Below are 26,070 nucleotides of genomic sequence, written 5' to 3' on the forward strand. Positions count from 1 at the left end.
CGACTTTAGTCGTTTTGCTGCCAAAGTGAAGGACTAAAGTCCTCACAACGAACCAGCTTTATGACAAAGTTGGACGATGTTGCATCCAGGGTTTAGCGGCTTCAATTTGTGCTGCTAAAGAAATCAAAGTTGCTTCTGCTGCTGGACGACCTACTAATTGTACTCCTAGAGGTAAACCTGTTGCGGAATCAAAACAGAAAGGAATCGCAATAGATGGCTGTCCACTAGCATTAAAAGGTGGACAAGGTGCTACCCAATTAATCACTTTTGCCACTGTTTCTTTTGGGGGTAATTCTGCCCATTCACCAACGCGAATTGTGGGGTGCATAAACACAGGTAATACTAAAACATCAAAATTGTCAAAAAAGCCAACAATGCGCCGTGCAATTATTTGCATTTGCGCCACAGCTTGTAAATATTCGCCTGTGGTACAGCTATTTTCTGCCAACCATTTGTTAATTTTATCTAAGGCGACTGAAGGCAGTCCTGCTGCTACTACGCCTGATTGCCAAACTAATCTAAATGGTTCGACTAAACCATTAAAATCTGGATGAAATTCGCTAACTTTATGACCCATTTCTGACAAAAGTTGTACTGTTTCTAATACTGGTTTTTGGCAAATTGGCTCGGCTTCACCCAAAGGTAAAAAGGTGTTAGAAAAAGCGATGTTTAAAGAACCAGGATTTTGCTTTGTTGCAGCCAGAAAAGAGGGATTTGGATCGGCTAACCAATAGGGATCTCCGGTAATATAACCGGACATGACATCGAGTAATGCTGCGGCATCAGCTACGGTATGGGCGATCGGACCATTAGTAGAAATTCCACTTAAGCGATCGCCAACTGGCGCATAAGAAACCCGACCTCTAGAAGGTTTAATTCCCACCACACCGCAACAATTTGCTGGGCCTCGAATTGAACCACCACCATCGGAACCTTGTGCGATCGCACTTAATCCCGCTGCCACTGAAGCCGCTGCACCACCACTCGATCCCCCAGCAGTATATTCTAAATTCCAAGGGTTTCTCGCAGGCGGAAAACCTAGCGGTTCTGTATAAGGTAAAGAACCTAATTCCGAAGTAGCAGTTTTGCCCAAAATAGTAAAACCAGCCGCTTTAATTTTGCTGACAACACCATCATCGTAACTAGCAATTTGATTCATTAAAACTGGCGTACCATAAGTGCAAGGCACACCCGCTACAGAAGTCAAATCTTTAATTGAAATAGTCACCCCAAAAAAAGGCGGCAAATTTTCCTTACTTATTACTAATTGCTCAGTTTTCGCCTTCGCATCTGCTAAAGCTGCTTCTGCTGTCACAGTAAAATAACTACCTAACTGAGGGTTTAAATTTTGGATACGTTCCAAATAAACCTCAACTAATTCCAAAGGTGAAACTTCGCCATCTTTAATTAGTTTCGCCTGTTCTAAAGCCGGAGTAAAAGCTAAATCAACTTTATTCATGGTTCAAACATTTTATAAGGTTCGTTGTGAACACTTCAGTGTTCCAATATAGCGCTAAAGCGCTTACAACAAACAGGGTTCGTTGTGAACACTTCAGTGTTCCAATATAGCGCTAAAGCGCTTACAACAAACAGGGTTCGTTGTGAACACTTCAGTGTTCCAATATAGCGCTAAAGCGCTTACAACAAACCTTGATTAACATAAGGCACGATTCAGGAAGTTGCGCCATAATTTTATTCCCTGTGGTTCCTGATAGTTTTGGGGTAATAAATCAATTAAAGCTGCTTGCAAAGCATCTAACACCGCTTGCACTTGTGATGATTTTGGGCGCAGAGATTGGGGAAAAACCAAAGGTTTACCAAACCTCAAAGTTATTGGCTTTCTAAAATATAAATCTTTGCTGCCAATAATTGCTACAGGAACGATCGGCACTCCCGCACGCAAAGCATAAATTGCTACTCCTTTTTTTAAAGGCAATAACTCACCTTCGGCAGTTCCCAATTTACCTTCAGGAAAAATCAAAATCCCATTTCCACCAGATAATATACCTTGACTAATGCGGTCTAATCTTCTGAGTTTTTGTAAAGATTTACCATCAGGAACATCTTTGGCGATCGCCTGAGCCAAATCTATTAAATCTTTTCTATCTTTCTTTGCACCTTCAATAACAGCTAATTCTTCTTTCCACAAACGATCTAAGGGAATAGTACCACCATTCCAACTCAGAAATCCTCGTTTCCACCACTTATTATAAAGAGTCCGAGCATCACCCAAAATATAGTAAAAAGGATTTGCCCCAATTTCCGAAAGAATCAAAAAAGGATCGAAATGGCTGAGATGATTGGGTGCTAAAATTGCCGAAACTTGGGGGATTAGTTCGCGATTTTCAACTTTTACCCGAAACAAAGAATGGATAATAGTTCTGATTAGTAACCGCCGCAATTCCCCATTTACTTGTTTGTGAGAATTCCCTTGTACAAACGCTTCTGCATTTGCCAAAGATTCCTCTACACTTTCCTTAGCTTCAAGATCTCGCGCCGCCGCTAAACCTTCTTGAGCCCGTTGAATAATCCCATCTGTCAGTAGTGGGAGAAAATTTTGCCGATCGTCATTTTCGTAACTATTTGAAGACTCATCTAAGTTAGTATTCATGACCAATTTATCGCCTGATTAACTTAGTTTCATCACACTTTAGATGACAGGTTAGCCAAACTTAGAATTTGAGTTGACAGTTTACCCATCGTCCTGTTTAAACTGCTTTGTAGCAAAGTAAAATCGTACTTTTCCCGCAGTTGGAGTGGACGGTTAAGTAACTGTCACCTTTTACTCACATCTTGCACCAATCGCAAAATCTAAATTCGCCGTTCCCCTTCAGTGGAGTTTAGCTATAAGAAAAGCGAATTGATAAGGCAGGCGGGTGTTGCGACTAATGAAAAATCTAAATTCGCCGTTCCCCGTTCCCTGTTCCCCAATAAAAAAAGAGGGGAGAATTTCTCCTTCCCTCTGAGTATCTTTTGCTTGTCACTGAGATTAAACTTGTGAGCGATCGGTCAAAATTTCATAACCATCTTCTGTCACCAATACTGTATGCTCGAATTGAGCAGAAAGGGCATTATCCACAGTCACCGCTGTCCACTTATCGCGCAAAGTGCGGGTAAACCGAGAACCAGCATTTACTATTGGTTCGATCGCTAAAGTCATTCCCGCCCGCAATTTTACATTCGGCATTTCACGAGTGCGGAAATTAAACACCGAAGGTTCTTCGTGTAAATTTCGACCTACACCATGTCCAGTAAAATCTTCCACAATAGTAAATCCATTTGCTTCCACATGGTCTTGAATCGCACCAGCAAGATCCATTAAATAATTACCAGCTTTAACTTGTTCAATACCTTTGTATAAAGCTTCTTCCGCTACCCGAATTAACTTAGCCGCTTCTGGCGTTACTTCACCAACACCAATAGTGATGCAAGAATCACCATGAAAACCTTGGAAGTAAGCACCTGTATCAACTTTTAATACATCACCAGCGCGAATTACTTTTTTGGGGTTGGGAATACCATGCACCACTTCATTATTAACACTAGAGCAAATGGAAGCCGGAAATCCCATATAACCTTTAAAACTGGGAGTTGCGCCCATTTCCCGAATCCGCTTTTCCGCATAAGCATCGATGTCAGCTGTCGTCATCCCCGGTTCTACCATTTGGGAAATCTCTTTGAGCACCGTCGCTACAATTTTCGCTGCCTGTCGCATAATGTCAATCTCACGCTGCGACTTAATTTCAATTCCTCTACGTTTTTTGTTGCTTGGTGTTGCTGGTGTTTGGGGGAGTATGTTGCTGAGAATATTCATAGATTAACAGGTAGCTAAGGGTGGTAATGAAAGTGTCAGGTAGACGGTAGTCAATATAGGGCAGTTGGTAAAAGTATATAGCCTGAAAGCTAAGATTTATAAAGATATCAACACAAAAATACATCTTTCTTTCCCACTACCCACTACAAGCTACCCACTACCTCACTTTTGTTTGACAGTTTGTTATCTTGTCTTAATCTACGTTAACTGATATTGCAAGTTTTTAGCAGGTACGTTGTTGCGCTTTAGCGCTAAAGCGCAACAACGTACAAATTTTTACTCAGCAGTAACAATTATTTTTCCTGTCATTCCCGCTTCCGTATGTCCAGGGATAGGACAACGCAGGGAATAAGTTCCCGGTTTTTCTGGGATTAATACCCATTCTGCTGTCGCACCCGGTTTAAGTTCTAATTCGTTAATTGCGCCTTTAATTTCTACTTTCCCCGCTTCGACTTTTTGTGTCCAACTGTTATTAGCAAAGTCTTTAGCGGTGAAGTAATGTTTTTGCGGACTGGGATTATTTAAAACTAATTTGTAGCGTTTTCCTGCTACTAGTTTAAGTTCGTTAGGAACAAACTTCAATTCGTTGGCAGTATTCCCCAAATCTATGTTTACTACTTCTACATTAGTGGATGTTGTAGCGGCGATCGCCCCCGATGGAAACATCACCACTAAACAAAACACTAATCCCACCGCTATCCAAATTTTTTTAATTAAAGTCAAAAGTTGCATCATCGCTGTTTTGGTAATTAGGTAATTGGTAATTGGGTACTGGGGACTGGGTAAGTTTTGAGTTTTGAATTTTCAGTTTTGAGTTAGGGTGAGTTGAAAGATTTTTGAGTTTTGAATTTTCAGTTTTGAGTTAGGGAGAGTTGAAAGAGTTTTGAGTTCAGAAATTTCCCCTTGTCCCCTAGTCCCCTAGTCCCCTAGTCCCCTAGTCCCCTTGTCCCCTCGTCCCCTTGTCCCTTGTCCCCTGCCTCCTTACTTCGCTGCTGCTAAAGATGGCCCTGCGGTGACAATAACTAAATTATCAGGTCGCAGCAATTCTTTAGCAACTTGGTTCACTTCTTCCGTAGTTACAGCTTGAATTCGTTGCGGGAAATTGTGAAGTTCTGAAATATCCAAACCGTAAACTCGGTTCATTAAAATGGCACCAGCTAAATTATCTGGATCTGCCAATTCAACAGTGTAACTTCTGGAAATAGAGTTTTTAGCATTTTCTACTTCTGCGTTAGTTACGCCTTGAGTATGAACTTGTTGCAGCAAAGTCAAGGTGCTAGAAATTGCTTTTTTCGCATCTTCTGGCGCAGTCTGCATATTAATTAAAAACAAACCAGCTTGTTTGCCTGCATTGAAGCTGCTATAAATGCCGTAAGTTAAACCTAAACGATCGCGAATTTCCTCAAGCAATTTACTAGCAGAACTTGAACCACCCAAGATGTGATTAAACACTAGTGCTGAATAATAACGCGGATCGTTGCGCTTAATTGCCGGATAACCCATGAAGGTAATTGATTGACTTTTCCCTGGAACTACGGGATTTAATTGCACAGTTTTTTTCGGCATTGGCACATCAGGAAAACTTACTTCTGGAGGAACACCTGTTGCTTTCCAGTTAGCAAATTGTTGCCCAATTAGCGATCGCACTGTTGCCGAATCAAAATCTCCCATTAATGTCAAAATCATCGTATCAGGACGATAATGCTGTTTGTAAAACTGCACAATCTCCGCACGAGTAATACTCCGCAAACTCTTAACTGTGGGAAAATCATAAAATGGATGACTTGGCGGATAAACCGTTTGTTGCAGAGTTTTATACGCTATAAATTCTGGGTCATCTTTACTTTGTTCCACATCAGAAATCGCCATCTCTCTGGTAATTTCCAATTGCTCCGCTGGAAAGGTCGCATTTTGCAACACATCAGCTAAAGTTTTAATTAAAGTTGGCAAATCATCCGATAAACTACTGCCATCAATACTGACACCTTCCGCTGCTTCCTCAAAACCTAAACTAGCACCAATATTTTCCAAATATTTGACGATCGCTAAAACATTCTTAGTCTTAGTTCCATTCATCAAATTCCCTGCCGTTAACCCCGCTAAACCTGACTTATTCTTCGGATCAAATTCTGTACCAGCACGAATGTAACCACTCAAAGTTACTGCGGGAGTACTTTTATCAGGTAACAGCAACACTTGCATTCCATTGTCTAAAGTAAAAGACTCTGGTAACACTTTTTGCGTAGGTGTTTCGGAACTACTAGAAATAGCAGGAAGATACTTAGCGACTAACTCTAGATCTACTCGCCCACCAGAATTATAATTTCCCTGAGTTTGATGATTATTAACACTTTGAGGCTTGGTTTCTGACCGCAATTGACTAGGTTGAAAATAACCTACAACACTTTTAGCTGGAGTCAGATACTTTTTCGCTACTCTTTGCACATCTGCCGCAGTAACTTGCGAAATTGCTGCCATCAAAGTATCAGTATAACGATAATCATCCGTTGCAGTTACCGCTTCTCCCAATTGAGAAGCTTGGGAATTAATATCTCGATTTCCTAAAATTGCCCCTGCTTTAAATTGTGCCTTTGCTCTTTTTAGTTCCTCCGCCGTCACTCCTCGATTTTGCAAAGTTGTAATTACTTGGCGAATCACACCTTCAACTTTTTGTAGTCTTTGATTAGGTGCAGCACTAGCAGAAATTCCATACCAACCCATTCCCGCCAAACTAGAAACTTCCCCTTCCACACTGTTAGCAATTCCTGAATCTACTAAAGCTTCATAGAATCTAGAACTGCGTCCTCCTGTTAATACATAATCCATCACTTGCAAAGCAGCTTCATCAGTATCGCCTGCTTTTGGCAAAGGATAAATTATTTGTAATAAAGGCACGCTTCCCGGTTCTTTTAACAAAATTGGTGCTTTACTCTTGGTAGTTGGCGAGGAAGTATTCACCGGAGTACCTGGCTTTTCTAAAAGCTTTTTCCTTTCTGCTTCTCCCCTGGGCGGAATATTTCCAAATAACTCTTTAACTGTTTGCAAAGTGGGTTCAGTTTGAAAGTCCCCTACAATTAATAAAATCGCATTATCAGGACTGTAAAAAGTCTCGTAATAATATCGCACTTGTTCTGGCGTAAACTTTTCCACATCCGCTTTAGTTCCACCTACAGGTAAACCATACATATTATTAGGAAAAGCTGCTTTAGTAACGGCACGATACAAGCGAAAATCCGGGCTATTTTCGTAACCTTGCAATTCCGAAATTACTACTCTTTTTTCCCGTTCTAAATCTTCCTTATCTAACCGAGCATTTTGCATTCTATCTGCTTCTAAAGTTAGCAATGCTGTTAGTTTATCCCGTTCTACAGTGCCATAATAAGCCGTTTGATCGTAACCAGTAAAAGCATTAGAATCACTTCCTAAAGTACTGAACAAATAATCAAATTGAATGGGACGATCGGTTGTCCCTTTAAATAACATATGTTCTAATTGGTGGGCAATACCGTTAACTCCCGGTTCTTCATTGCGCGAACCTACTTTATACCAAACTTGAACTGTAACCACAGGTGCCATTGCTACTTCTTTTGTCAAAACTGTTAAACCATTTTCTAGTACAGTTTTGCGAACATTTTCGGTTAAATTAGGCGCTGGTTGGGGAGTATTAACTGCTAATTCTAGGTTAGGTTTTAATTTTTGAGTTGGCAAGTCGGGACTAATGGTAGGTGGGGTAGAAGTTGCGACGCTGGCAAACAATAATGTTGTTACCAGACAGAAACTAAAAATTAATCCGAATCGGCGATATTTACGCCACAATGATGAAAAAGACATAATTTATTTGGCGAAAAATACATTTTGTTGTTGATTGAATTAAGAAATAGGCTATCTGTTGATTTACTAGAAGCAATTTTCTCAGGTTACTGGGTAACAGGTGAGTATTTTACCAACTTTATCCTGATTTCTTAATTTCCAGAAATAGCTTTTCGCCGCTAAACTAGAAAATTCCTGATTGTTTTAATGTTTCTTATTGTTCAGTAGACGGCTAGGAAGGACTCAGAACTCGGATAAATTCTAAGGGTAATCCATCAGTATCAGCAATAAATGTCACTTCATAAACTTGATTTCCGATCGCTTGCTGAGTGGGTTCTAAAAGCACTTTTAGGGGCGGAAGTTGTTCTGGTTGTTGGCTCGAAACTTCTGCAAAACGTGCTTTTAAAGATGATAACCAACCGGGTAAGTCGGGGGTGGAATGGGTTAAATCAAAAGATAGATGGTAGTAACCGACGTAATGTTCGTCACCAAAGGCATCTGGCGCTGGGTGAGGTGAGGGAATTTGAATTAACTCAATGCGTCCGCCTAAACCTTCCATCCAGCAAGCGAGGGTGTAACCTGTGGTGAAACGTTCGCAGACGGTAAAACCTAGCTGTTCGTAAAATGCGATCGCTCGGTGTATATTAGCAGTACGAATCGAAGCATGGTGCATAAGCTGGGGACTGGGGGTTAGGGTTTAGGGGTTAGGGGTTAGGGGTTAGGGAAAAACTCCCCTGCTTTTCATCTCCTTATCTCCCCTACCTCCCCACTACTATTCAAACAAACGGTAATAAGGATAGCGCACCGGGACACCGGGCTCCTTTTCCAAATCAAAATTAATTACTTCCCAGCAAGGTTCCTGTTCTGGGTCTGGGCTAAAATCAACGGGTAAGCCGTAAAGTCTGGGGCGGGAAGAGTCCGACTGTCCGCGCCAAGGTGTACTTCTCTCCAAATAACCACTAATCAATTCTTGATAGCGACGGGCAATAATCACTCTGGTTGCCCGATATCCTTGAGTATATAAGCGATCGAGAGCTTCGTGAATTTCAAACCTAATTCCATCGGGATGGGTATGCTGACGATACCACTCATTATTCCACCGCCGCCATTGACGACCAGATTGCAGATGAATGAGTTCCCCATTCGTGGGATTTGCCTCAAAAGCCCCGTGACGCGGACACAAATAGGTATCCGTCAGTGTCAATGCCGGAATAATCTGACGACAGTGGGGACACTGAATTTCGGGGCCAAATATGGGATATTGCAAAGCTGGGCTGATCATGAAGTGAGCAATAACATTTTTTGCGGTGGAATGGGTACTAATGGCTCTATTATAGCTGACATGAGCTATGCAGGCATTTTATCAGGAACGATCGCAGATTGTGGAAAATATCAACCCCTTATTCCCTAATTTGTCATCCTATTGGCCTACTCCCGATTTGTCAAAGGCCGCTTTTATCGCCCCCAATGCCACAGTTATGGGTTGGGTAACAGTAGAATCGGGAGTAAGTATTTGGTACAACGCCGTAGTTCGCGCCGATGTGGAAAAAATCTCTATAGGTGAGTTTACAAATATTCAAGATGGCGCAATTTTACACGGCGACCCCGGACAACCTACAATTTTAGAAGATCACGTCACCGTTGGACATAGAGCAGTAGTTCATTCCGCCTATATCGAACGGGGTTGTTTAATCGGCATTGGCGCAGTAATTTTGGATGGAGTCAGAGTCGGCGCAGGCAGTTTAATTGGCGCAGGCTCTATAGTAACTAAAGATGTCCCGCCTTTGTCTTTAATTGTAGGTGTCCCCGGTAAACGAGTCCGCGAAGTTTCAAAAGAACAAGCCGCAGAATTAATCGTTCACGCCCAACGTTACAATAAGTTAGCTTTGGTTCATGCAGGTAAAGGCACAGATTTGGGTTTCCCTGAACCTGTTTCACCGTAAAAATTTCTTCAGTTGATCTGGAAATTTTGCCCACTTGATCGCAGAATATAAATTAAAGATGAAAACTGGTTCATAAAACTTTAAAGAGGGGAAACAAATTATGGATTGGCGTGTAGTTGTTGTATTAGCACCTTTGGCAGTTGCAGGCGGTTGGGCTGTTTACAATATCGGTAAATATGCCATTGCTCAAGCGCAAGCCTTTTTCAGCAGACAAGCCTAAGTTCGGCCCAATATCAAGGTTAAATTAGAAACCGTCTCTTTTTTGGAGGCGGTTTGTTTAATTTCAGGCGATGTTACGAGCAAAAAATGGAGGTAGAACCTCCCCGATCCTCGTTCCCAGATTCAACCTGGGAACGAGAATCAGAGGCTCTGCCTCTTGGTGTTCCGATCTCAGTTAAAAAATGATACATAACAATTAAGCTAATAGTTCATCTACGGCAATGCTAAAACCTAGTAAGATAATTTGCGTATTCACAGTTTTACCTGAAGTAAATATCAGTTGTTGATTTTGAGTTACTACTATTACCCATTTATTCTCAGGAAATACTAACCAAACTTCTTCTCCTCCCGATCGTAAATATTCTGTGGCTCTAGCAATGACCTCTTCTGCTAAGTCTGTCGGAGAAACTATTTCTGCACTTAAAGGGAAACTTTGCGGTAATACAGTCGCTTCACTAAATTGGGCTAATAATTCAGGAGTTAAATAAGCAACATCCGGTTTACGTCCTTGTTTGTTTGTCCGACATGGCGCATCAGTATAAACTTCTCCTCCCTGTCCGCTAGAGTCTTTGTAACTTCTCCAATAACTAGCTAATTTAGCTTGCAGGCGACCATGTTTAAGTGTCATATCGTTTTTCTCGACTAATTCTCCATTTACCCATTCCCGATCGCCAGGGTTTTCCATCCATTCTTCTAAAGAAATTTCTCTTGGTTCCACTGTTGCAGTTAACATCTTTATTACTCTCTACCTTAATAATTTCCGCTATTCTCTTCCATAATAATCAGATTGCCAATTACAGGGTGGCGATCGTATACTATACTTCTGGCAACAGCCCCAAATTTATGTTTTTTTACCACAGATATCCACAGATGCACACAGATGAAATCACAGATATCTTTGGTTTTGCCCGTAAGTTTGCTCTTATTTCCTAAAAACTCTACCGTGTTAATCGATTCCCTCCTTCAACCTTTCCACCACTTCGGCGTTAATTTGGGTTTAGAACGCATTGAAAAATTACTCGCTAATCTAGGCAACCCTCATCGTCAAGTTCCGATCGTCCACGTCGCCGGAACTAACGGCAAAGGTTCGGTTTGTGCTTATCTTTCTTCGGTGCTAACTGCGGCTGGTTATCGCGTCGGTCGTTATATTTCTCCCCATTTGGTCAGTTGGAACGAACGCATTTGTATAAATGACAATCCTATCCCTTTATCGGAGTTGGAATCAGTAATCTTACAAGTAAAATCTGCCATTGATTTAGATTCTGAATCTCCCACTCAGTTTGAAGTAATTACCGCCGCCGCTTGCTTATATTTCGCTCAACAAAAGGTCGATATTGCCGTGATTGAAGTGGGGTTGGGCGGTCGCTTGGATGCTACTAATGTTTGCGATCGCCCCCTAGTCACCGTCATTACTTCTATTAGTCGCGAACATTGGCAAGTTTTAGGTTCGACTTTGGCTGCGATCGCCATCGAAAAAGCGGGGATTTTAAAACCTCATTGTCCGGCTGTTATCGGTCAGTTACCCCCAGAAGCTATGGCGGTTGTAAAAAGGAAAATTCAAGAGTTAAATTGTCCTTCGGTTTTTCCACAAGCAGCTAAAGAATTGGAAACCGCCCAGACGCAGAGGACGCAGAGGAAAGAAGAAAGATGGGTTGAGTTTGAGGGAGTTGAGTTTCCTTTGGGTTTGTTGGGTGAGTTTCAACTTTCTAATTCGGCTTTGGCGATCGCTTCTCTTCAATTCCTCCAAAAGCAAGGTTGGAATATCTCTCCTGAAGCTATTGTTTCGGGAATGGGAAATGCTAAATGGCCGGGAAGATTACAATGGGTTAATTGGAAAGGTCATCGCATATTAATAGATGGGGCTCATAATCCGGCAGCTGCGATCGCTCTGCGTCACTATATTAATTCTCTCAATCCTCAATCAGTAACTTGGATTATCGGTATGCTTTCCACAAAAGATCATGCTGATGTCTTTCAAGCTTTACTTCAACCAAATGACCAATTACATCTCGTACCCGTCCCCGATCATTCTTCTGCTAACCCTGAAGATCTAGCATCTCTCGCTCAACAGCTTTGTCCCCAATTATCTTTAATTCAATCTTATCCCAATCTTTCCTCTGCCTTGGAAGTTGCTCTGACTTCAAATCCAGGTTTAACTGTTTTATGCGGTTCTCTCTATCTACTCGGTTACTTCTTCCAACTAACTCAAAAATCTCCCTGAAAATTGCCCTTGCTAAACCCTTTCTTTTCCCTAGTTCTTGTCAATTTAGCAAATTTGCCTTATATTCGTTTTAGACATGGTTTAATTGAAATCTAACCACTATATAAGAGCGCACAGATTTCCATTATTAAAATATACACCAAAAAACCGCTTTTGGCAACTATAAATAGTACGTTGTTGCGCTGTCTTCGCTATCGGTAGTGGCGCTGAAGCGCAACAACGTACCTAAGAACGTACCTAACTTTGATTCCATTCCGTCGCCGCATCACTTAAAGCTTGGTCTACCGACTTTTCCCCTAACATCGACGCTTGCAAATTATCGTAAATTAAGCGTTGCAGGACATTGACATTCTTAATAGGCGGAATTAAAACTTCTGCTTGTTTCATTTGACTAGCACTGACGGCACGCGCTCGATCGACACTCGAAGAATTAGGAGCAACAGACTGAAAATAGGGATTAGCTAACGCCTTGACCGTCGAAGGTAAAACATTAGCTTCCTTAGCAAAAGCCAATTGATTTTGGTCATTAGTCACAAACAAAGCAAACTTCAAAGCCGCATCAGCTTGATCTGAATTTCGGGGAATTACTAAATTCATCACCGCCACACTTTTTTTCGCGGTTTTCCCAGTAATCTGGGGTGCAGTAGCCGAAACTTTAGCAATTTGGGGGGCATTCTTACTAATAGTATTGAGGAACTGAGCACCCGTTACTAAAATTGCCGTTTCACCAGCTTGGTAAAGTTCAATTCCCTTTCTGTGACCTTGGGTTAAAACTTCCTTGGGCAACAAACCTTGTTTATATAAATCTACCCAATACTGAAAAGCAGCCTTACCTTCAGGAGAATTAAACGCCGCTTTTCCTTGAGCATCCACTAACTTTACACCCATCTGCACCAAAGACTCCAACACCTCTGCCGAATCTTCTGGGACAAAAGTAATAAAAAAAGCGTACTTACCCGTTTTTTCCTTTACTTGCTTTGCTACTTGTGCTAGTTGAGCGTAAGTAGCGGGAGGTTTAGTAATACCCGCCCGTTGGCACAAATCTTTGTTATAAATAGTTATTTGAGTTGCTAAATACCAAGGAATGCCAAAGCTCTTCCCGTTAAAAGTGCTAGCTTGCCAAATATTTGGTAAATAAGACTGGCGCAAAGCTTTGGGAATTTTACTATCTAATTCCAGCCAAGCATTACGGGCAGCTAATTGGGCAGCAAAATCCGGGTTTAAGTTGACTACATCCGGGGCAGTTTTGGCAGAAACCGCTGTTAAGATCTTGCTTTGCATATCATTCCAAGGTATATCTACCCAGCGCACCTTGACACCTGCATTTTGGGCTTCAAAACTGGCAATTAGCTGGTTAAAGTAGTCTGTAAACTGCGGCTGTAACTGCATCGTCCAGAATTCCACTTCCTGACGACCAGATGTAGCTTGATTATTGCTCACATTGCCAGTACCACAACTGACAATCCAACTGAGCAATAGTCCGAATAAAGCAAACACAGTTAAACGTTTCCAAGTTTGGTGTCGAATCATGTCAATAAAAGATCGCACTTTCAGGACAAACGTGGTAATCCTAGACTAAATTGGGTAGCAGGTATATTAAATTTATCTCAATCAATAATTTTTCTACTTGGCATTGCAAATTAAACTTGACACAAAACGGACTACAACAGTGGTTAACTTCATAAGTAATCTATTTTCCAAGCGTAAACCTGGTATTGGCATTGAGTTAGGCCCGGAAAGGGTAAATATCGCCCAACTGCGAAAACAAGGACATGGCTACAAAATATCTACCTTACATTCGGTAGAGGTGCCAGAAGGAGTTTTCCAAGAAGGAATGATTACTGACCCGCCTACAATGGCGGAAATCATTCAAACTGCATTAGCGGAAAAAAAAATTAAGGCAACAAAAGTTGCCAGTGCTGTACCGGGAGCAGCGGGAGCAATTGTCAGAATCATATCAGTTCCGGCGGAATTGGATGATAAAGAACTCCGCAGCATGGTATTAGATCATGAGGCAGCATTGTTTTTGCCTTTTCCCAGGGAAGAAGCTGATGTGGATTATCAGAAACTCGGTTTCTTTACCGATGAGGATGGGATTGAAAAAGTGCAAGTCCTCTTAGCAGCAGTGCGGGAAGATATAACAAATACTTACATCGAGACTTTTAAACAAGCTGGTTTAAATCTTGATGTTTTAGAGATTAATAGTTTTGCACTGATTCGGACAATAAGGGAACAATTACGCCAGTTTTCTCCACAAGAAGCTGTTGTATTAGTAGATGTGGAATTTGAAAGTACAGAAATTGCGATTATTGTTGATGGGGTGCCGCAATTTTCTCGGACTGTGGCGATCGGAATGTTCCAAATTCAAAGTGCGCTTAACCGGGCGATGAATTTACCCAGTACCAGAAATACTGATTTCTTGAAAAGTATGACCATTCCTTCCACACCACCAGATAGTGTCCGCACTGGTTCTACGGGGATTAATCCGGGAATGTCAGCTATGCTGAGGGTGTTGGGAGAATTAGCTGATGAATTACGCCGCTCGATCGATTTTTATTTAAATCAAAGTAACAATTTAGAAGTGGCACAATTACTATTAGCAGGACCCGGTGGTGGTATTGGTCAACTAGATGAATTTTTTACATCTCGGTTGAGTTTGCCTACTGTTCAAGTAGACCCAGTAGCAGCACTATCTTTGGAAGTGGGAGATGACATTGCTCCGGTACAACGACCTGGTTTAGGTGTGGTTTTGGGTTTAGGACTTAGAGAGGTTTAAAAATGTACAGTTTAGATGTTAATTTTTTGAAAGATCGGCCTGAGTTTGTGAAAGCAGAGCCGAACAAACAAAAGCAGAAATTTAATGTCAGCGGTAATGTACCATTATTTGTGGGCGTTGCAGTTGGAGCTTTTCTGCCCTTAGCGGTAGCTGGTTTTTGGTGGTGGCAACAGTCAGAACAAGGTAACTTAGAAGCAAAAATTGCTCAAGTTCAAGCCGATTTGGATAAAGCGGCTAAAGAACAAGGAGAATTACAAAAAATTCGCCAAGAAACTAATTCATATAAACAACAAACTCAGGCATTAGCTAGTGTGTTTGAGCAAATTAGACCTTGGTCAGCAATGGTAAAAGATATTAGCGAAAGAGTACCACCAGGAATTCAAATTACTTGTATTGCTCAAATTCCAGCTAGTAGTACATCTTCTTCTGGTAATGGTTGTCAAAATGTACCCAACCCACAAACTACCAGCACAACTACCACTACTACTACACCTAATGCTCCAGTAGTTGTACCGCAAGACAAACTAGAAATTACCGGGATAGCTTCGTCATTTAATAATGTGAATGACTTGATATTAACTTTGCAGCGATCGGCATTTTTAAACAACAAAGAAACTCGCTTAATCACAGCTAAATTGGTGGATAACCCGATTAAATTAGAACGTAATTCGGGGACTCAACAATCGAATGGTAATAATTTCCAAGTGCCAGCATTACCCCAGGTTGTACAATTTAAAGTTCTCACCAGCCTGAGTGATAAAACGGCTTCTCAATTACTGCCCCAATTATACAGTTTGGGTGATTTAGGATTAACGGCTCGCATGGAAGCCCTCAAACAACAAGGAGTTATTAAAAAATGAGTAACGCTGATTTGACCTTAGACAGACCGGAACAACAAACAACCGAAAATGGTGGTTCTACTAGTCTTTTTGGGATTCAATTGACACCACCTGTAATTGGTGCCTTAATTGGAGTTTTAGGATTAGGTGCAGCTGGTTATCTGTTCTATCAGTTTGTGATGCCAGTAATGCAAAAAAATGATGAACTTAGAGCACAACTGGCACAAAAAGAATCAGAACTCAAAGAAAGAGAAAATTTTCCTGAGTTAATGGAAAAAGCAGTTGCCGAAAGCAATGAAGCAAAACGACAAAAAAACACAGTTGCGGCTTTGTTTGGTAACGAACAAAGCATGAAAACTTTGCTGCTCGATCTGAACAAGCGTATTGAAGCTAGGAATACTAATCTGAAGCCAGAAGATGTTAAGGCGAAATTGACGAAATTTGACCCTGACCCTGGTGCTTCTGGTATTGTTAATGATGGTTCTTTTGGTACCCAAGCAAATAATCATATATACCGTCAGGTATATGATGTGGAAATGCAAGGGACTTTCGATCAAACTAGAGTATCTCTGCTCGACTTAGAACGACAAAAGAATCTCTTGGTAGCCAAAAACTTTAAGACTTTGTTGGATGGTTCTTTCCAAAGAATAGTGGTGGACAGGCAGCAGGGTCAAATAGTTCCAGTGGGTAAACCAGTAACGAGTATTACAACTTCCTTTAAATTAAATATGCTCAGACCGCTGACCGCAGAAGAGCAAAAGTCGGTACAACCACCACCAGCATCAGACAAAGGAGGAACTCCTAGTCCGGGAGCAACCCCTAGTCCTAAGTAGCTCTCTCTATTGCTTATAGTCAATTGAAGTGCTATAAGCGTAAGTCAACGCTAGCCATATAATATAGCCTGGGTCAATACAACTTGTTAGTGTGAGGAGGCAAGGTGAAGTATAATCAAGGACTCGGTGGATTGTTATTTGGGGGAACAGCGGTTCTCCTAGCCACACAGCCTGTATGGGCGGCTCCTACTCAAGTGACGGGAGTAAGAGTGCAGCCAGTAGGTAACAGTATACAGGTAATATTGGATACGAAGGAAGGCGATCGCCCCCAAATATTTACCGTCAATCGCCAAAATATTTTTGTAGCCGACATTACCAATACTCAGCTACGTTTACCCCAAGGTAAAGAATTCAATCAGCAAAACCCCGCACCAGGGATTGCTGCTGTTACCGTAACTCAATTAGCTCCTAATAGTATCCGGTTACAAGTTGTAGGGGCAAATGGAACGCCTTCAGGAGAAGTTGCCAAACAAAGCGAAGGCATCACCTTCAATTTGAATATGGGGAGTGGTAGTGCAGCAGCGGCACCCAGAACACCTACGGCAGTTCAGCCAAACGCAGCCCCCGCCCCCAATAATCCCACAACTGCTCAAGCACCAGCTAATCAAACACCCTTAGTTCCGAATCCGACAATTACTTATGAAGGTGGCCCAGCACCAGCAGCGGGAGCAGTACAACCTGTGAGTCCCGCCCCACCTTTTCTACCTAGAGCAGTTGCGCCCCCAGTGGGAGATATTGCGGTTTCGGAAGTAAATTCTACTGCTAGTGCGATCGATTTGGGAACAGCGGAACGAGTGCCACGATTGTTATTGCGTGATGCACCCGTCAGAGAAGTATTGACTTTGTTAGCCCGTGCTGCTAATCGTAACGTAGTATTTTTGACTGGACAAGCCGGGGCAGCTGGACAACAGGGACAACAACAACAACAAGGACAACAAGGACAACAAGGTGCTGCGGCTACTCTGGATTCGACTATTTCTTTAGATATTGAAAACGAACCGCTACAAGAAGTTTTTAATTATGTATTGCGGATTACAGGGTTACAAGCCAACCGCAGTGGAAATACGATTTTTGTGGGGAATAATTTACCAGAAGCCGCTAGTAATATTATTGTGCGGAGTCTGCGTCTGAATCAGGTTGCCGCTGCAACAGCCGCTAACTTTTTAACTGCCCAAGGTGCAGAAACTCAATTACCCATTGAACGGGTACAGATCAGTACAATTGGGGAAGGTGCAGCGGCTAGGACAGTAGAAACTAGAGAACCAGATATTAAAGTATTACGGGCGCAAAGAGGTAGTGGGCCATTAATTCTTTCGGGTTTGTCTGTGTTGACTAATGAGCGATTAAACTCGATTACCTTGGTAGGCGACCCCCGGAAAGTAGAAATTGCCACAGCTTTCTTAAGTCAACTGGATGCGCGTCGTCGTCAAGTGGCAGTTAACGTCAAAATCATCGATCTTAATTTAAATAACTCCGATACTGCTAATGCTAGCTTCTCCTTTGGAGTTGGCGGAGCCTTCTTTACTTTTGATAATGGAGCCGCAGCGATTAACTTTGGTGGGGTTAGACCACCATCAGTAGAAACTGTTGAGGGGAGCCGATTTAGCCCGCCAATAGTTGGTGATACAGATTTCTTGCCAGAAACAAATAATGATGTAGGGCCACGTTTTGATGCTCAACCAAATTCTCCTTTTGGTCGCAGTACAGGTTTTCCTTTAGATTCAGGAGATCCACGTTTTCCTTTCGGTCGCTTACCCCGTGCACCATTTGGGACAAATATTAACCCTCTACAACCTGGAATTGATGATGAACAATCTGGTACGGTAGCTTTGCCACAGTTATTTCAGTTCCCCAGAAGGTTGTTAGGATTTTTGCGGGCGCAAATTGTTAGTGGCAATGCCAAAATTTTGACAGACCCAACTTTAGTGATTCAAGAAGGGGAAACTGCTCAAGTCAGGCTGGGTAGAGAAGTAATTACCTCGCAGCAAGTTCAAACTCAACCAGGTAGTCCTCCAACCACAACTATTACTACACAAAAAGAAGTAGCTGGTCTAACCCTATCGGTACAGGTTAACACCATTGACGATAATGGTTTTATTACTTTGATCGTTAATCCGAGTATCACTTCTCCATTTGATTCTATAACTGTTGGTCAAGGTGTGAATCAGACTACAATTACCTTGCTCAACAGAAGGGATGTGTCAAGTGGAAGAATTCGGCTGCGAGATGCCCAAACACTGATTTTGTCAGGGGTTATTCAGGATCAAGACCGAATTGATGTGAGAAAAGTGCCGTTTTTGGGTGATATTCCGATTATCGGGGCACTTTTTAGAAGCACAACCAGGCAAAATGAGCGCAATGAAGTGATTGTGTTGCTGACTCCTCAGATTATTGATGATTCAGGTAATGCGCCGTTTGGTTATCGTTATCGACCGAGCCCAGAGGTACAACAATTGCTGCGGCAACGTGGTTTTACTCCGCCGAATGGTAATCCGCAACCTTAAGTAGAGTAAAGGCGATCGCACGGAAAAACGGGGAAGTTTGGAAAAATTAATTTTTGCGTCTGAATCTTCTCCCGTTGGCGGCTAATTAGTCTCTAATGCTTACTCAGTGGGGATTTCAGGGCTTTTGAGGCTAGGACTTTACAAGGAAAATTTGGGCAAAAATCTAAGGTTTTGCTTAAAAAAGTCCTGAAATCCATATATCTTAAAGGTTTCACCATTCCATATTCAGCTTGTACACCTTAGAATAAGGCAGTGAAACATTGGGTAGATGGGCATTTCAGCGTTTTGTTTGTTGAACCCCTCTCTCGTTGCTGAGTGAATAGGAATTTTTACTTAGACCTAATTTCATTCAGAAGCCCCATACCACAGGGATTGGATGGGGTGAAAAGTCACCAAATGCTGATTTCTAAGGAGTTCAAGCAAGAACATGAACAAAGGTGAATTAGTTGACGTAATAGCTGAAAAAGCTAATGTAACCAAGAAGCAAGCAGATGCCGTCTTGACAGCAGCTTTGGATGCGATCGTGGAAGCGGTTTCTTCTGGTGATAAGGTAACGCTAGTGGGTTTTGGTTCGTTTGAACCACGCCAACGGAAAGCTCGTGAAGGTCGAAATCCGAAAACTGGCGATAAAATGGAAATTCCAGAAACCAGAGTTCCGGCTTTTTCTCCAGGCAAACTGTTTAAAGAAAAGGTCGCGCCTCAATAATCGTCACAAGGACAGGTTCTTTGTTCAATCGACCACTGCATGGGGGGAATATTGCCTGGGCAGCTGCACTCTCCGGCTGTTCCCCTGATGCTATTTTAGATTTTTCCGCCAGTATCAATCCTTTAGGCCCACCTGAGTCAGTGATTGCGGCGATTAAGTCGCACTTACCAAACCTGAAAGCTTATCCTGACCCGGATTATCATCAGCTAAGGCTATCTTTGTCCCAGGTGCATCAAGTACCACCTGACTGGATTCTTCCGGGTAATGGTTCAGCAGAGTTACTGACTTGGGTTGGCTGGGATTTGTCCCAATTAGATCGGACTTTCCTGATTACGCCTGCTTTTAATGATTACTGGCGGGCTCTTAAGGCGTTTAATGCCAGTGTTGTGGAATTACCTTTGCTGAGTGCAGCAAAAGAAGTGCTCAGTCTGGAGTTTCTCGACTGGAAAAAACTAACTTCCTCGTCACTTAACAATGGTTTGTTGTTGAATAATCCGCACAATCCGACGGGTAAATTGTTTTTCAAAGAAACTATTCTGCCTTTGTTGGAAAGGTTTGCTTTGGTGGTGGTGGATGAAGCTTTTATGGATTTTCTGCCACCCGATCGAGAGCAAAGTTTAATTCCTTTGGTGAGTGAGTTTCCGAATTTAGTGATTCTGCGAAGTTTGACTAAATTTTACAGTTTACCTGGTCTGCGATTGGGGTATGCGATCGCACATCCCGATCGATTGAAACGCTGGCAAGCTAAACGTGACCCTTGGCCTGTTAATGTTTTAGCAGAGGCAGCGGCAGAAGCGGCAATAAAAGATCGAGTTTTTCAACAGCAAACTTGGAATTGGTTACAAGTATCTGGCATTAAATTATTTCAAGGTTTAGCCGATCTTCCTGGGTTAAAACCTTACGAAAGTGCAGCTAATTTCTTGTTGGTAAAATCGGCAGTATCTACTTCCTTACTTCAAGAAAAGTTACTGCGGGAAAGTCAAATTTTGATTCGTGATTGTTTGAGTTTTCCCCAGTTGGGCGATCGCTATTTTCGTATAGCAGTACGTTCCCCAACAGATAACCAACGTTTGATTGCTGGCTTAGCAGAAATTCTATCATGAGGTAGAAGGCTCCAGGGGCAGAGGGGCAGAGGGGCAGAGGGGCAGAGGGGCAGAGGGGCAGGGGGGCAGAGGGGCAGAGGGGCAGAGGGGCAGGGGGGCAGAGGGGCAGAGGGGCAGAGGGGCAGAGGGGCAGAAGGTAAAAAATTCTCAAGAGTCCCCTTGTCTCCTTGTCTCCTTGTCCCCTTGTCTCCTTGTCTCCTTGTCCCCTTGTCTCCTTGTCTCCTTGTCCCCTTGTCTCCTTGTCCCCTTGTCTCCTTGTCTCCTTGTCTCCTTGTCCCCTTGTCCCCTTGTCCTAAAGTTCTCTATGCTTGATTATGATTTAGTGGTAATTGGTGGTAGTCCGGCTGGAATTTATGCTGCTGTGAAAGCAACTAATTCTAATGCGCGTGTTGCTTTGGTAGCTTCTCCATTGTTCGGTTCTACTTGGTCAGAATCTAGTTCTAAATATAATAAAGCTTTCACTTATCTGGGAAAAGTGGCACGAACTTTGGAAAGTGCTGCTATATTTGGTTGGTCTGAAAACGAACGATTAAATAGAAATTTAGAATTTGGGGAAAGTTTAAAATGGGCGAAAGGAATAGTTGCTAGTTTGGATGAAAATTATTCTCCTGCTGTTTTGGCTTCTTTGGGTGTAGATGTGATTTTTGGGGAAGGGGAATTTTGTCGCCAGGGTTCTGATATTGCTTTGGCGGTTAAAGACCAATATTTGCGATCGCGTAAGTACCTAATCGCCATTAATTCTACTCCAATTATTCCCGAAATTGATGGTTTAGAAAGTGCTGGTTATCTGACTGCTGATAGCATCTGGCAATTAGCAAATGTTGAGTTACCAAAAAGCTTAATTGTAATTGGAAACGATCCGGTAGGTGTGGAACTGGCGCAAACTTTTTCTCGTTTAGGTTGTCAAGTTTCTCTAGTAGTCAGTAGTTCTCGGATTTTAGCTAAGGAAGATGAGGAAGCGGCGCTTTTAATTCAGTCGCAATTAGAGGCTGAAGGTATTCAAGTTTTTACGGAATATAATGTAAGTCAAGTTAGATGGTTACAAGATAAAAAGTGGATTCAAGCGGGGAATAGAGCGATCGATGCTGATGAAATTTTAATTGCTACTGAATTCCAGCCTAATACTACTGTTTTAAATTTAGATGCTGTAGGTGTCAAGTGCAATAGTCACGGAATTATAGTTAACGCAAAACTCCAAACTACGAATCACCGAATTTATGCCTGTGGTGATGTTTTGGGTGGATATCGCTTTCCTCATATTGCTAATTATGAGGCACAAATAGCTTTAAAAAATATCCTCCGTTTCCCTGTTTCCCAAGTTGATTATCGTTACATTCCTTGGGCTATTCTTTCCGATCCCGAACTGGCAAGGGTTGGTTTAACTGAAGCTCAAGCTAAACGCCGTTATACTGATGTTTTGGTGACACGCCGCTATTTTAAAATGGTTGATAAGGCGCAAATTCGCGGTGAAATTACAGGTTTTTGCAAAGTTATTACTCTTGCTAATGGCGAAATTCTCGGTACTCATATTGTGGGTGCTGAAGCTAGCGAGTTAATTCATGTGTTTGCTTTAGCTATGCAGCAACGTTTGAAGGTTCAGGCGATCGCAAATCTCACTCCCATCTTCCCAACTTTATCCGAAATTAACTGCCAAACCGCCGCCGATTGGCAAACTTACCACCAATTCCAAAACTCTTCTAAACCAAACTTCTGGGAAGGCTTTTTGAATTTAGTTCGCTCTTGGTTTAATTAATAAGGCAGAGGGTTCCAAGGAATGAAAAAATGCAAAATGTTATAAGCTTTTTGTATAGGTTGGCGAATGATAAAAGAGGCAATATGAGCTTGTGTTTGGGCGTTTTTTGGCGTATAATTTAGATAATGGGAATATTGACTAAAATAATATTTTTGCAAATATTCCCATTATCTAAATTATAAATTTAAATGGGCAAAAAAACAATCCCAAAAGCCGGAAAAATGAAATTTTTTTTGCTAAATTTAAGAATTTTTTCAACAATTTGATTAAAAGATGTGGTATGAGGGAAAGCTGATTAGGTCGGGAAAAATAGAGTTAGGAATCGAAGATCCGGGATTACTTTATGGGGCGACAGTTTTCACGACTTTAAGAGTTTATCATCATTCGTTGGATGATGGGAGAACGAACTGGAGAGGACACCTGCGCCGCCTAAGCAACAGCATTAAAACATTGGGCTGGCAAGAACCAAATTGGGAGAGCATCAGACAAGGCGCAGAGATATTGCAGCGGGAGTTTCCCGTATTACGAATTACAATTTTTTGCGATGGTAGAGAATGGATAGTGGGGCGACAGTTGCCGGAAGATTTAGTGGAGAGACAACAACAGGGTATAGTTGCTTGGTTAGCAGAAGGAACCCAATTTAGGCGCAGTTTAGCAGAACATAAAACAGGCAATTATTTAACTGCTTGGTTAGCATTGAATCAAGCGAAAAAGTATGGAGCCAAAGAAGCCATATTAATAGATGAATCTGGCAACTGGTTAGAAACGAGTACAGGAAATCTATGGGGATGGCAAGATGGGAGATGGTGGACTCCGCCATTAACAGCGGGAATTTTACCGGGGTTAATGCGAGAGCAGTTAATTGATTGGCTGAAAAGTCAAAATGAGATTGTAGAGGAAGAACCTTGGACACCCGATTTAGTATTGGGGATGGAAGCGATCGCCTACAGTAACAGTGTGGTTGAAGTCGTACCCATTCATAGAGTGGTGGGGAGATGGGGAGATGGGGAGATGGGGAGATGGGGGGATGGGGAGATGGGGAGAGTTTTGAGTTAATTAATTTCCCCTTGTCCCCTTGTCCCCTTGTCACCTTGTCCCCAGTCCCCAGTCCCCAATCCCCAATCCCTTTCTCATATTTGGACTAAAAAACCGGGACTTTTCATACCTGATATGTTGCGAATTTCTCAGATAGGTTAAGATAAATTAACATAAGAGTACGCAATAAAGCCTGAACGATAAAAAAGCTTGGAGGATTGACCAAGAGTGAATAAGCAGTGGAGAAATGCAGGGCTATATGCACTGCTAGCCTTAGTAGTAGTTGCATTGGCAACAGCTTTTTTTGACAAACAACCCCAAACTAGAGAAACTTGGCGCTACAGCCAGTTGATCCAGGCAGTTGAAAGCAAACGAGTAGCAAAAGTTAGTATTAGTGCCGATCGATCGTTTGCCCGTCTGACAGATCCAGACGATCCGAAAGGCAAAACAGTTATAGTCAACCTCCCCAACGATCCAGATCTAATCAACTTTTTAACAAAGAACAACGTTGACATCTCAGTTTTACCACCAGCTGATGATGCTTTCTGGTTAAGAGCACTCAGCAGTTTATTTTTCCCAATTTTACTTTTAGTGGGACTGTTCTTTTTACTCAGACGCGCTCAAAATGGCCCAGGTTCGCAGGCGATGAACTTTGGTAAGTCGAAGGCGCGAGTGCAAATGGAACCACAAACTCAAGTAACTTTCGGGGATGTGGCAGGTATTGACCAAGCGAAACTGGAACTTAACGAAGTTGTAGACTTTTTGAAGAATGCCGATCGCTTTACCGCAGTCGGTGCGAAAATTCCCAAAGGCGTACTCTTGGTTGGTCCTCCGGGAACTGGTAAAACTTTGTTAGCTCGTGCGGTAGCTGGTGAAGCTGGCGTTCCTTTCTTCAGCATTTCCGGTTCTGAGTTCGTGGAAATGTTCGTCGGTGTGGGTGCTTCCCGCGTCCGCGACTTGTTTGAACAAGCGAAAGCTAACGCACCTTGTATCGTATTTATTGATGAAATTGATGCGGTCGGTCGTCAGCGTGGTGCTGGTTTAGGTGGTGGTAATGATGAACGGGAACAAACCTTAAACCAACTACTTACCGAAATGGATGGTTTTGAAGGTAACACTGGCATCATTATTATTGCAGCTACTAACCGTCCTGATGTATTGGATGCAGCGTTAATGCGTCCGGGTCGTTTTGACCGTCAGGTAGTGGTAGACCGTCCAGACTTTGCGGGACGTTTGGAAATTCTGAAAGTTCATGCTCGTGGCAAGACTTTAGCGCAAGATGTAGACTTGGAAAGAATTGCTCGTCGGACTCCAGGGTTTACTGGTGCAGATTTGTCTAACTTGCTGAATGAAGCGGCAATTTTGGCAGCAAGACGCAATTTGACGGAAATCTCAATGGATGAAGTCAATGATGCGATCGATCGCGTACTAGCAGGACCCGAAAAGAAAGACCGGATGATGAGCGAAAAGCGCAAAGCAGTAGTAGCTTATCACGAAGCTGGTCACGCAGTAGTTGGTGCTTTAATGCCTGACTTTGACCCAGTACAAAAGATTAGCATTATTCCTCGCGGTCAAGCGGGTGGGATTACTTGGTTTACACCCAGTGAAGATAGACTAGATTCTGGTTTACTGAGCCGTTCTTACTTGCAAAACCGGATGGCGATGCTGTTGGGTGGACGAGTAGCAGAAGAAATCGTCTTCGGTGAAGAAGAAGTGACTACTGGTGCTTCGAGTGACTTGCAGCAAGTTGCGCGGGTAGCACGTCAGATGGTGATGCGCTTTGGGATGAGCGATCGCGTCGGACAAGTTGCTCTCGGTCGTCAGCAAGGTAATATGTTCTTAGGCAGAGATATCATGTCAGAACGTGATTTCTCCGAAGAAACAGCAGCGTTGGTAGATGAAGAAGTTCGCCTTTTAGTTGATGAAGCTTACAAACGAGCTAAGGATGTGTTAGTAAGTAACCGTTCCTTGCTGGATCATTTATCAGCTTTGTTAATTGAAAAGGAAACTGTAGACGCTGATGAATTGCAAGAAATATTGGCAAACAGCGATGTCAAAATGGCTTCTTTAGCTTAGTTACATTAAAGAGTGATTTAAAAGGAGGTAATTCCGGTTTTTCCCGAATTACCCCTTTTTTTTCTTGTAGCTCAGATGCCCCAGATCCCCTAGATCCCCGACTTCTTCAAGAAGTCGGGGATCTAAATGTAGGATTTGCGTAGATCCCCGACTTCTTCAAGAAGTCGGGGATCTAAATGTAGGATTTGCTATAAAATGCTTTTTAAAGGTTACAGGAACTAAACCGTGACTATTTGGGTAAACGAACAGATCGATCCATCAGGTATTATCTATTCTTGTATTGCTACTTGTAACGAAGAGCAAGCCAAAGATTGCCATAAATCATTTCAGGAGAACTTGACCGAAGAGCAGAAGTCAGCAGGTTGGGTAGTGAATCTGCGAACTGTAGAATCATGGGATGAAGTGCCAGTTAGTGCATTGAAGTTGAATTAATTCGGA

General features: G+C 42.4%; 22 protein-coding genes. 13 read left to right on the forward strand and 9 right to left on the reverse strand.

What is annotated here, in order from left to right; genetic code table 11:
• Positions 1-58: 58 nt before the first annotated feature.
• From ACE1CI_RS27900 to ACE1CI_RS27930, 7 genes are all read right to left on the reverse strand, one after another.
• Positions 59-1,459 carry an amidase gene (locus tag ACE1CI_RS27900; protein ID WP_413262241.1) on the reverse strand — a complete coding sequence of 467 codons (1,401 nt, stop codon included), beginning with the start codon at positions 1,457-1,459 and terminating at the stop codon, positions 59-61.
• Positions 1,460-1,654: 195 nt separating this feature from the next.
• Positions 1,655-2,611, reverse strand: coding sequence for a lysophospholipid acyltransferase family protein (locus ACE1CI_RS27905; protein ID WP_413262240.1), 957 nt, complete (start codon positions 2,609-2,611; stop codon positions 1,655-1,657).
• Positions 2,612-2,989: 378 nt separating this feature from the next.
• The gene (map, locus tag ACE1CI_RS27910) at positions 2,990-3,814 is read right to left on the reverse strand and encodes a type I methionyl aminopeptidase (protein WP_413262239.1); all 825 of its coding nucleotides are present in this window, start codon (positions 3,812-3,814) and stop codon (positions 2,990-2,992) included.
• Between the two features lie 276 nt (positions 3,815-4,090).
• Positions 4,091-4,480 carry a cupredoxin domain-containing protein gene (locus tag ACE1CI_RS27915; protein WP_413262269.1) on the reverse strand — a complete coding sequence of 130 codons (390 nt, stop codon included), beginning with the start codon at positions 4,478-4,480 and terminating at the stop codon, positions 4,091-4,093.
• Between the two features lie 315 nt (positions 4,481-4,795).
• On the reverse strand, positions 4,796-7,645 hold the full coding sequence (locus ACE1CI_RS27920; protein ID WP_496615870.1) for an insulinase family protein: 2,850 nt from the start codon (positions 7,643-7,645) through the stop codon (positions 4,796-4,798).
• 211 nt (positions 7,646-7,856) lie between these two features.
• A complete protein-coding gene (locus ACE1CI_RS27925) occupies positions 7,857-8,297 on the reverse strand; it encodes a VOC family protein (RefSeq protein WP_413262237.1) in 441 nt (146 codons plus the stop codon).
• 99 nt (positions 8,298-8,396) lie between these two features.
• Positions 8,397-8,906 (reverse strand): TIGR02652 family protein, encoded by a 510-nt coding sequence (locus ACE1CI_RS27930; protein ID WP_413262236.1) that lies wholly within the window; start codon positions 8,904-8,906, stop codon positions 8,397-8,399.
• Between the two features lie 67 nt (positions 8,907-8,973).
• Between ACE1CI_RS27930 and ACE1CI_RS27935 the strand changes: the two genes are divergently transcribed.
• Together ACE1CI_RS27935 and ACE1CI_RS27940 are read left to right on the forward strand one after the other, a co-directional pair.
• Entirely contained in the window at positions 8,974-9,567 is a 594-nt protein-coding gene (locus tag ACE1CI_RS27935) for a gamma carbonic anhydrase family protein (protein WP_413262235.1), read from the forward strand.
• Positions 9,568-9,667: 100 nt separating this feature from the next.
• Complete coding sequence (locus ACE1CI_RS27940) at positions 9,668-9,787, forward strand: photosystem II protein Y (RefSeq protein ID WP_413262234.1); 120 nt, start codon at positions 9,668-9,670, stop codon at positions 9,785-9,787.
• Between the two features lie 195 nt (positions 9,788-9,982).
• Here ACE1CI_RS27940 and ACE1CI_RS27945 read toward each other — a convergent pair whose 3' ends face one another.
• Positions 9,983-10,519: a Uma2 family endonuclease gene (locus ACE1CI_RS27945; protein WP_413262233.1), complete on the reverse strand. Its 537-nt coding sequence runs from the start codon at positions 10,517-10,519 to the stop codon at positions 9,983-9,985.
• A 210-nt stretch (positions 10,520-10,729) separates the two neighbouring features.
• On the opposite strand from ACE1CI_RS27945, the gene ACE1CI_RS27950 reads away from it, so the two are divergent.
• Complete coding sequence (locus ACE1CI_RS27950; protein ID WP_413262268.1) at positions 10,730-12,007, forward strand: bifunctional folylpolyglutamate synthase/dihydrofolate synthase; 1,278 nt, start codon at positions 10,730-10,732, stop codon at positions 12,005-12,007.
• A gap of 237 nt (positions 12,008-12,244) precedes the next feature.
• Here ACE1CI_RS27950 and ACE1CI_RS27955 read toward each other — a convergent pair whose 3' ends face one another.
• A complete protein-coding gene (locus ACE1CI_RS27955; protein WP_413262267.1) occupies positions 12,245-13,537 on the reverse strand; it encodes an ABC transporter substrate-binding protein in 1,293 nt (430 codons plus the stop codon).
• Positions 13,538-13,676: 139 nt separating this feature from the next.
• Here ACE1CI_RS27955 and pilM point away from each other — a divergent pair, with 139 nt between their 5' ends.
• The 10 genes from pilM to ACE1CI_RS28005 all read left to right on the forward strand — a co-directional run bounded on the left by pilM (position 13,677) and on the right by ACE1CI_RS28005 (position 26,064).
• Complete coding sequence (gene pilM, locus ACE1CI_RS27960; protein ID WP_413262232.1) at positions 13,677-14,783, forward strand: type IV pilus assembly protein PilM; 1,107 nt, start codon at positions 13,677-13,679, stop codon at positions 14,781-14,783.
• A gap of 2 nt (positions 14,784-14,785) precedes the next feature.
• Positions 14,786-15,643: a PilN domain-containing protein gene (locus ACE1CI_RS27965; protein ID WP_413262231.1), complete on the forward strand. Its 858-nt coding sequence runs from the start codon at positions 14,786-14,788 to the stop codon at positions 15,641-15,643.
• Positions 15,640-16,455, forward strand: coding sequence for a pilus assembly protein PilO (locus ACE1CI_RS27970; RefSeq protein WP_413262230.1), 816 nt, complete (start codon positions 15,640-15,642; stop codon positions 16,453-16,455). Before ACE1CI_RS27965 ends, ACE1CI_RS27970 begins: the two co-directional genes overlap by 4 nt.
• A gap of 104 nt (positions 16,456-16,559) precedes the next feature.
• Positions 16,560-18,959, forward strand: a complete 2,400-nt coding sequence (locus tag ACE1CI_RS27975; RefSeq protein ID WP_413262229.1) for a secretin GspD/PilQ domain-containing protein — start codon at positions 16,560-16,562, stop codon at positions 18,957-18,959.
• A 427-nt stretch (positions 18,960-19,386) separates the two neighbouring features.
• Positions 19,387-19,665 (forward strand): non-specific DNA-binding protein Hbs, encoded by a 279-nt coding sequence (hbs, locus tag ACE1CI_RS27980; protein WP_193980691.1) that lies wholly within the window; start codon positions 19,387-19,389, stop codon positions 19,663-19,665.
• Positions 19,666-19,685: 20 nt separating this feature from the next.
• Positions 19,686-20,768 (forward strand): threonine-phosphate decarboxylase CobD, encoded by a 1,083-nt coding sequence (cobD, locus tag ACE1CI_RS27985; RefSeq protein WP_413262228.1) that lies wholly within the window; start codon positions 19,686-19,688, stop codon positions 20,766-20,768.
• 304 nt (positions 20,769-21,072) lie between these two features.
• Positions 21,073-22,521, forward strand: a complete 1,449-nt coding sequence (locus ACE1CI_RS27990) for a dihydrolipoyl dehydrogenase family protein (RefSeq protein WP_413262227.1) — start codon at positions 21,073-21,075, stop codon at positions 22,519-22,521.
• Between the two features lie 273 nt (positions 22,522-22,794).
• Entirely contained in the window at positions 22,795-23,577 is a 783-nt protein-coding gene (locus ACE1CI_RS27995) for an aminotransferase class IV (RefSeq protein WP_496615871.1), read from the forward strand.
• 207 nt (positions 23,578-23,784) lie between these two features.
• Complete coding sequence (ftsH3, locus tag ACE1CI_RS28000) at positions 23,785-25,632, forward strand: ATP-dependent zinc metalloprotease FtsH3 (RefSeq protein WP_413262225.1); 1,848 nt, start codon at positions 23,785-23,787, stop codon at positions 25,630-25,632.
• 225 nt (positions 25,633-25,857) lie between these two features.
• Complete coding sequence (locus tag ACE1CI_RS28005; RefSeq protein ID WP_413262224.1) at positions 25,858-26,064, forward strand: glycogen debranching protein; 207 nt, start codon at positions 25,858-25,860, stop codon at positions 26,062-26,064.
• Positions 26,065-26,070: the final 6 nt, after the last annotated feature.

It is taken from the genome of Floridaenema flaviceps BLCC-F50 (genome assembly GCF_041929275.2).
GTDB lineage: Bacteria > Cyanobacteriota > Cyanobacteriia > Cyanobacteriales > Aerosakkonemataceae > Floridanema > Floridanema flaviceps.

Excerpts from the sequence above, each read along its gene's own strand:
- ACE1CI_RS27900 (WP_413262241.1), bottom strand. The coding sequence starts at position 1,459 with ATGAATAAAGTTGATTTAGCTTTTACTCCGGCTTTAGAACAGGCGAAA.
- ACE1CI_RS27905 (WP_413262240.1), bottom strand. The coding sequence starts at position 2,611 with ATGAATACTAACTTAGATGAGTCTTCAAATAGTTACGAAAATGACGAT.
- map (WP_413262239.1), bottom strand. The coding sequence starts at position 3,814 with ATGAATATTCTCAGCAACATACTCCCCCAAACACCAGCAACACCAAGC.
- ACE1CI_RS27915 (WP_413262269.1), bottom strand. The coding sequence starts at position 4,480 with ATGTTTCCATCGGGGGCGATCGCCGCTACAACATCCACTAATGTAGAA.
- ACE1CI_RS27920 (WP_496615870.1), bottom strand. The coding sequence starts at position 7,645 with ATGTCTTTTTCATCATTGTGGCGTAAATATCGCCGATTCGGATTAATT.
- ACE1CI_RS27925 (WP_413262237.1), bottom strand. The coding sequence starts at position 8,297 with ATGCACCATGCTTCGATTCGTACTGCTAATATACACCGAGCGATCGCA.
- ACE1CI_RS27930 (WP_413262236.1), bottom strand. The coding sequence starts at position 8,906 with ATGATCAGCCCAGCTTTGCAATATCCCATATTTGGCCCCGAAATTCAG.
- ACE1CI_RS27935 (WP_413262235.1), top strand. The coding sequence starts at position 8,974 with ATGCAGGCATTTTATCAGGAACGATCGCAGATTGTGGAAAATATCAAC.
- ACE1CI_RS27940 (WP_413262234.1), top strand. The coding sequence starts at position 9,668 with ATGGATTGGCGTGTAGTTGTTGTATTAGCACCTTTGGCAGTTGCAGGC.
- ACE1CI_RS27945 (WP_413262233.1), bottom strand. The coding sequence starts at position 10,519 with ATGTTAACTGCAACAGTGGAACCAAGAGAAATTTCTTTAGAAGAATGG.
- ACE1CI_RS27955 (WP_413262267.1), bottom strand. The coding sequence starts at position 13,537 with ATGATTCGACACCAAACTTGGAAACGTTTAACTGTGTTTGCTTTATTC.
- ACE1CI_RS27965 (WP_413262231.1), top strand. The coding sequence starts at position 14,786 with ATGTACAGTTTAGATGTTAATTTTTTGAAAGATCGGCCTGAGTTTGTG.
- ACE1CI_RS27970 (WP_413262230.1), top strand. The coding sequence starts at position 15,640 with ATGAGTAACGCTGATTTGACCTTAGACAGACCGGAACAACAAACAACC.
- hbs (WP_193980691.1), top strand. The coding sequence starts at position 19,387 with ATGAACAAAGGTGAATTAGTTGACGTAATAGCTGAAAAAGCTAATGTA.
- ACE1CI_RS27990 (WP_413262227.1), top strand. The coding sequence starts at position 21,073 with ATGCTTGATTATGATTTAGTGGTAATTGGTGGTAGTCCGGCTGGAATT.
- ACE1CI_RS27995 (WP_496615871.1), top strand. The coding sequence starts at position 22,795 with ATGTGGTATGAGGGAAAGCTGATTAGGTCGGGAAAAATAGAGTTAGGA.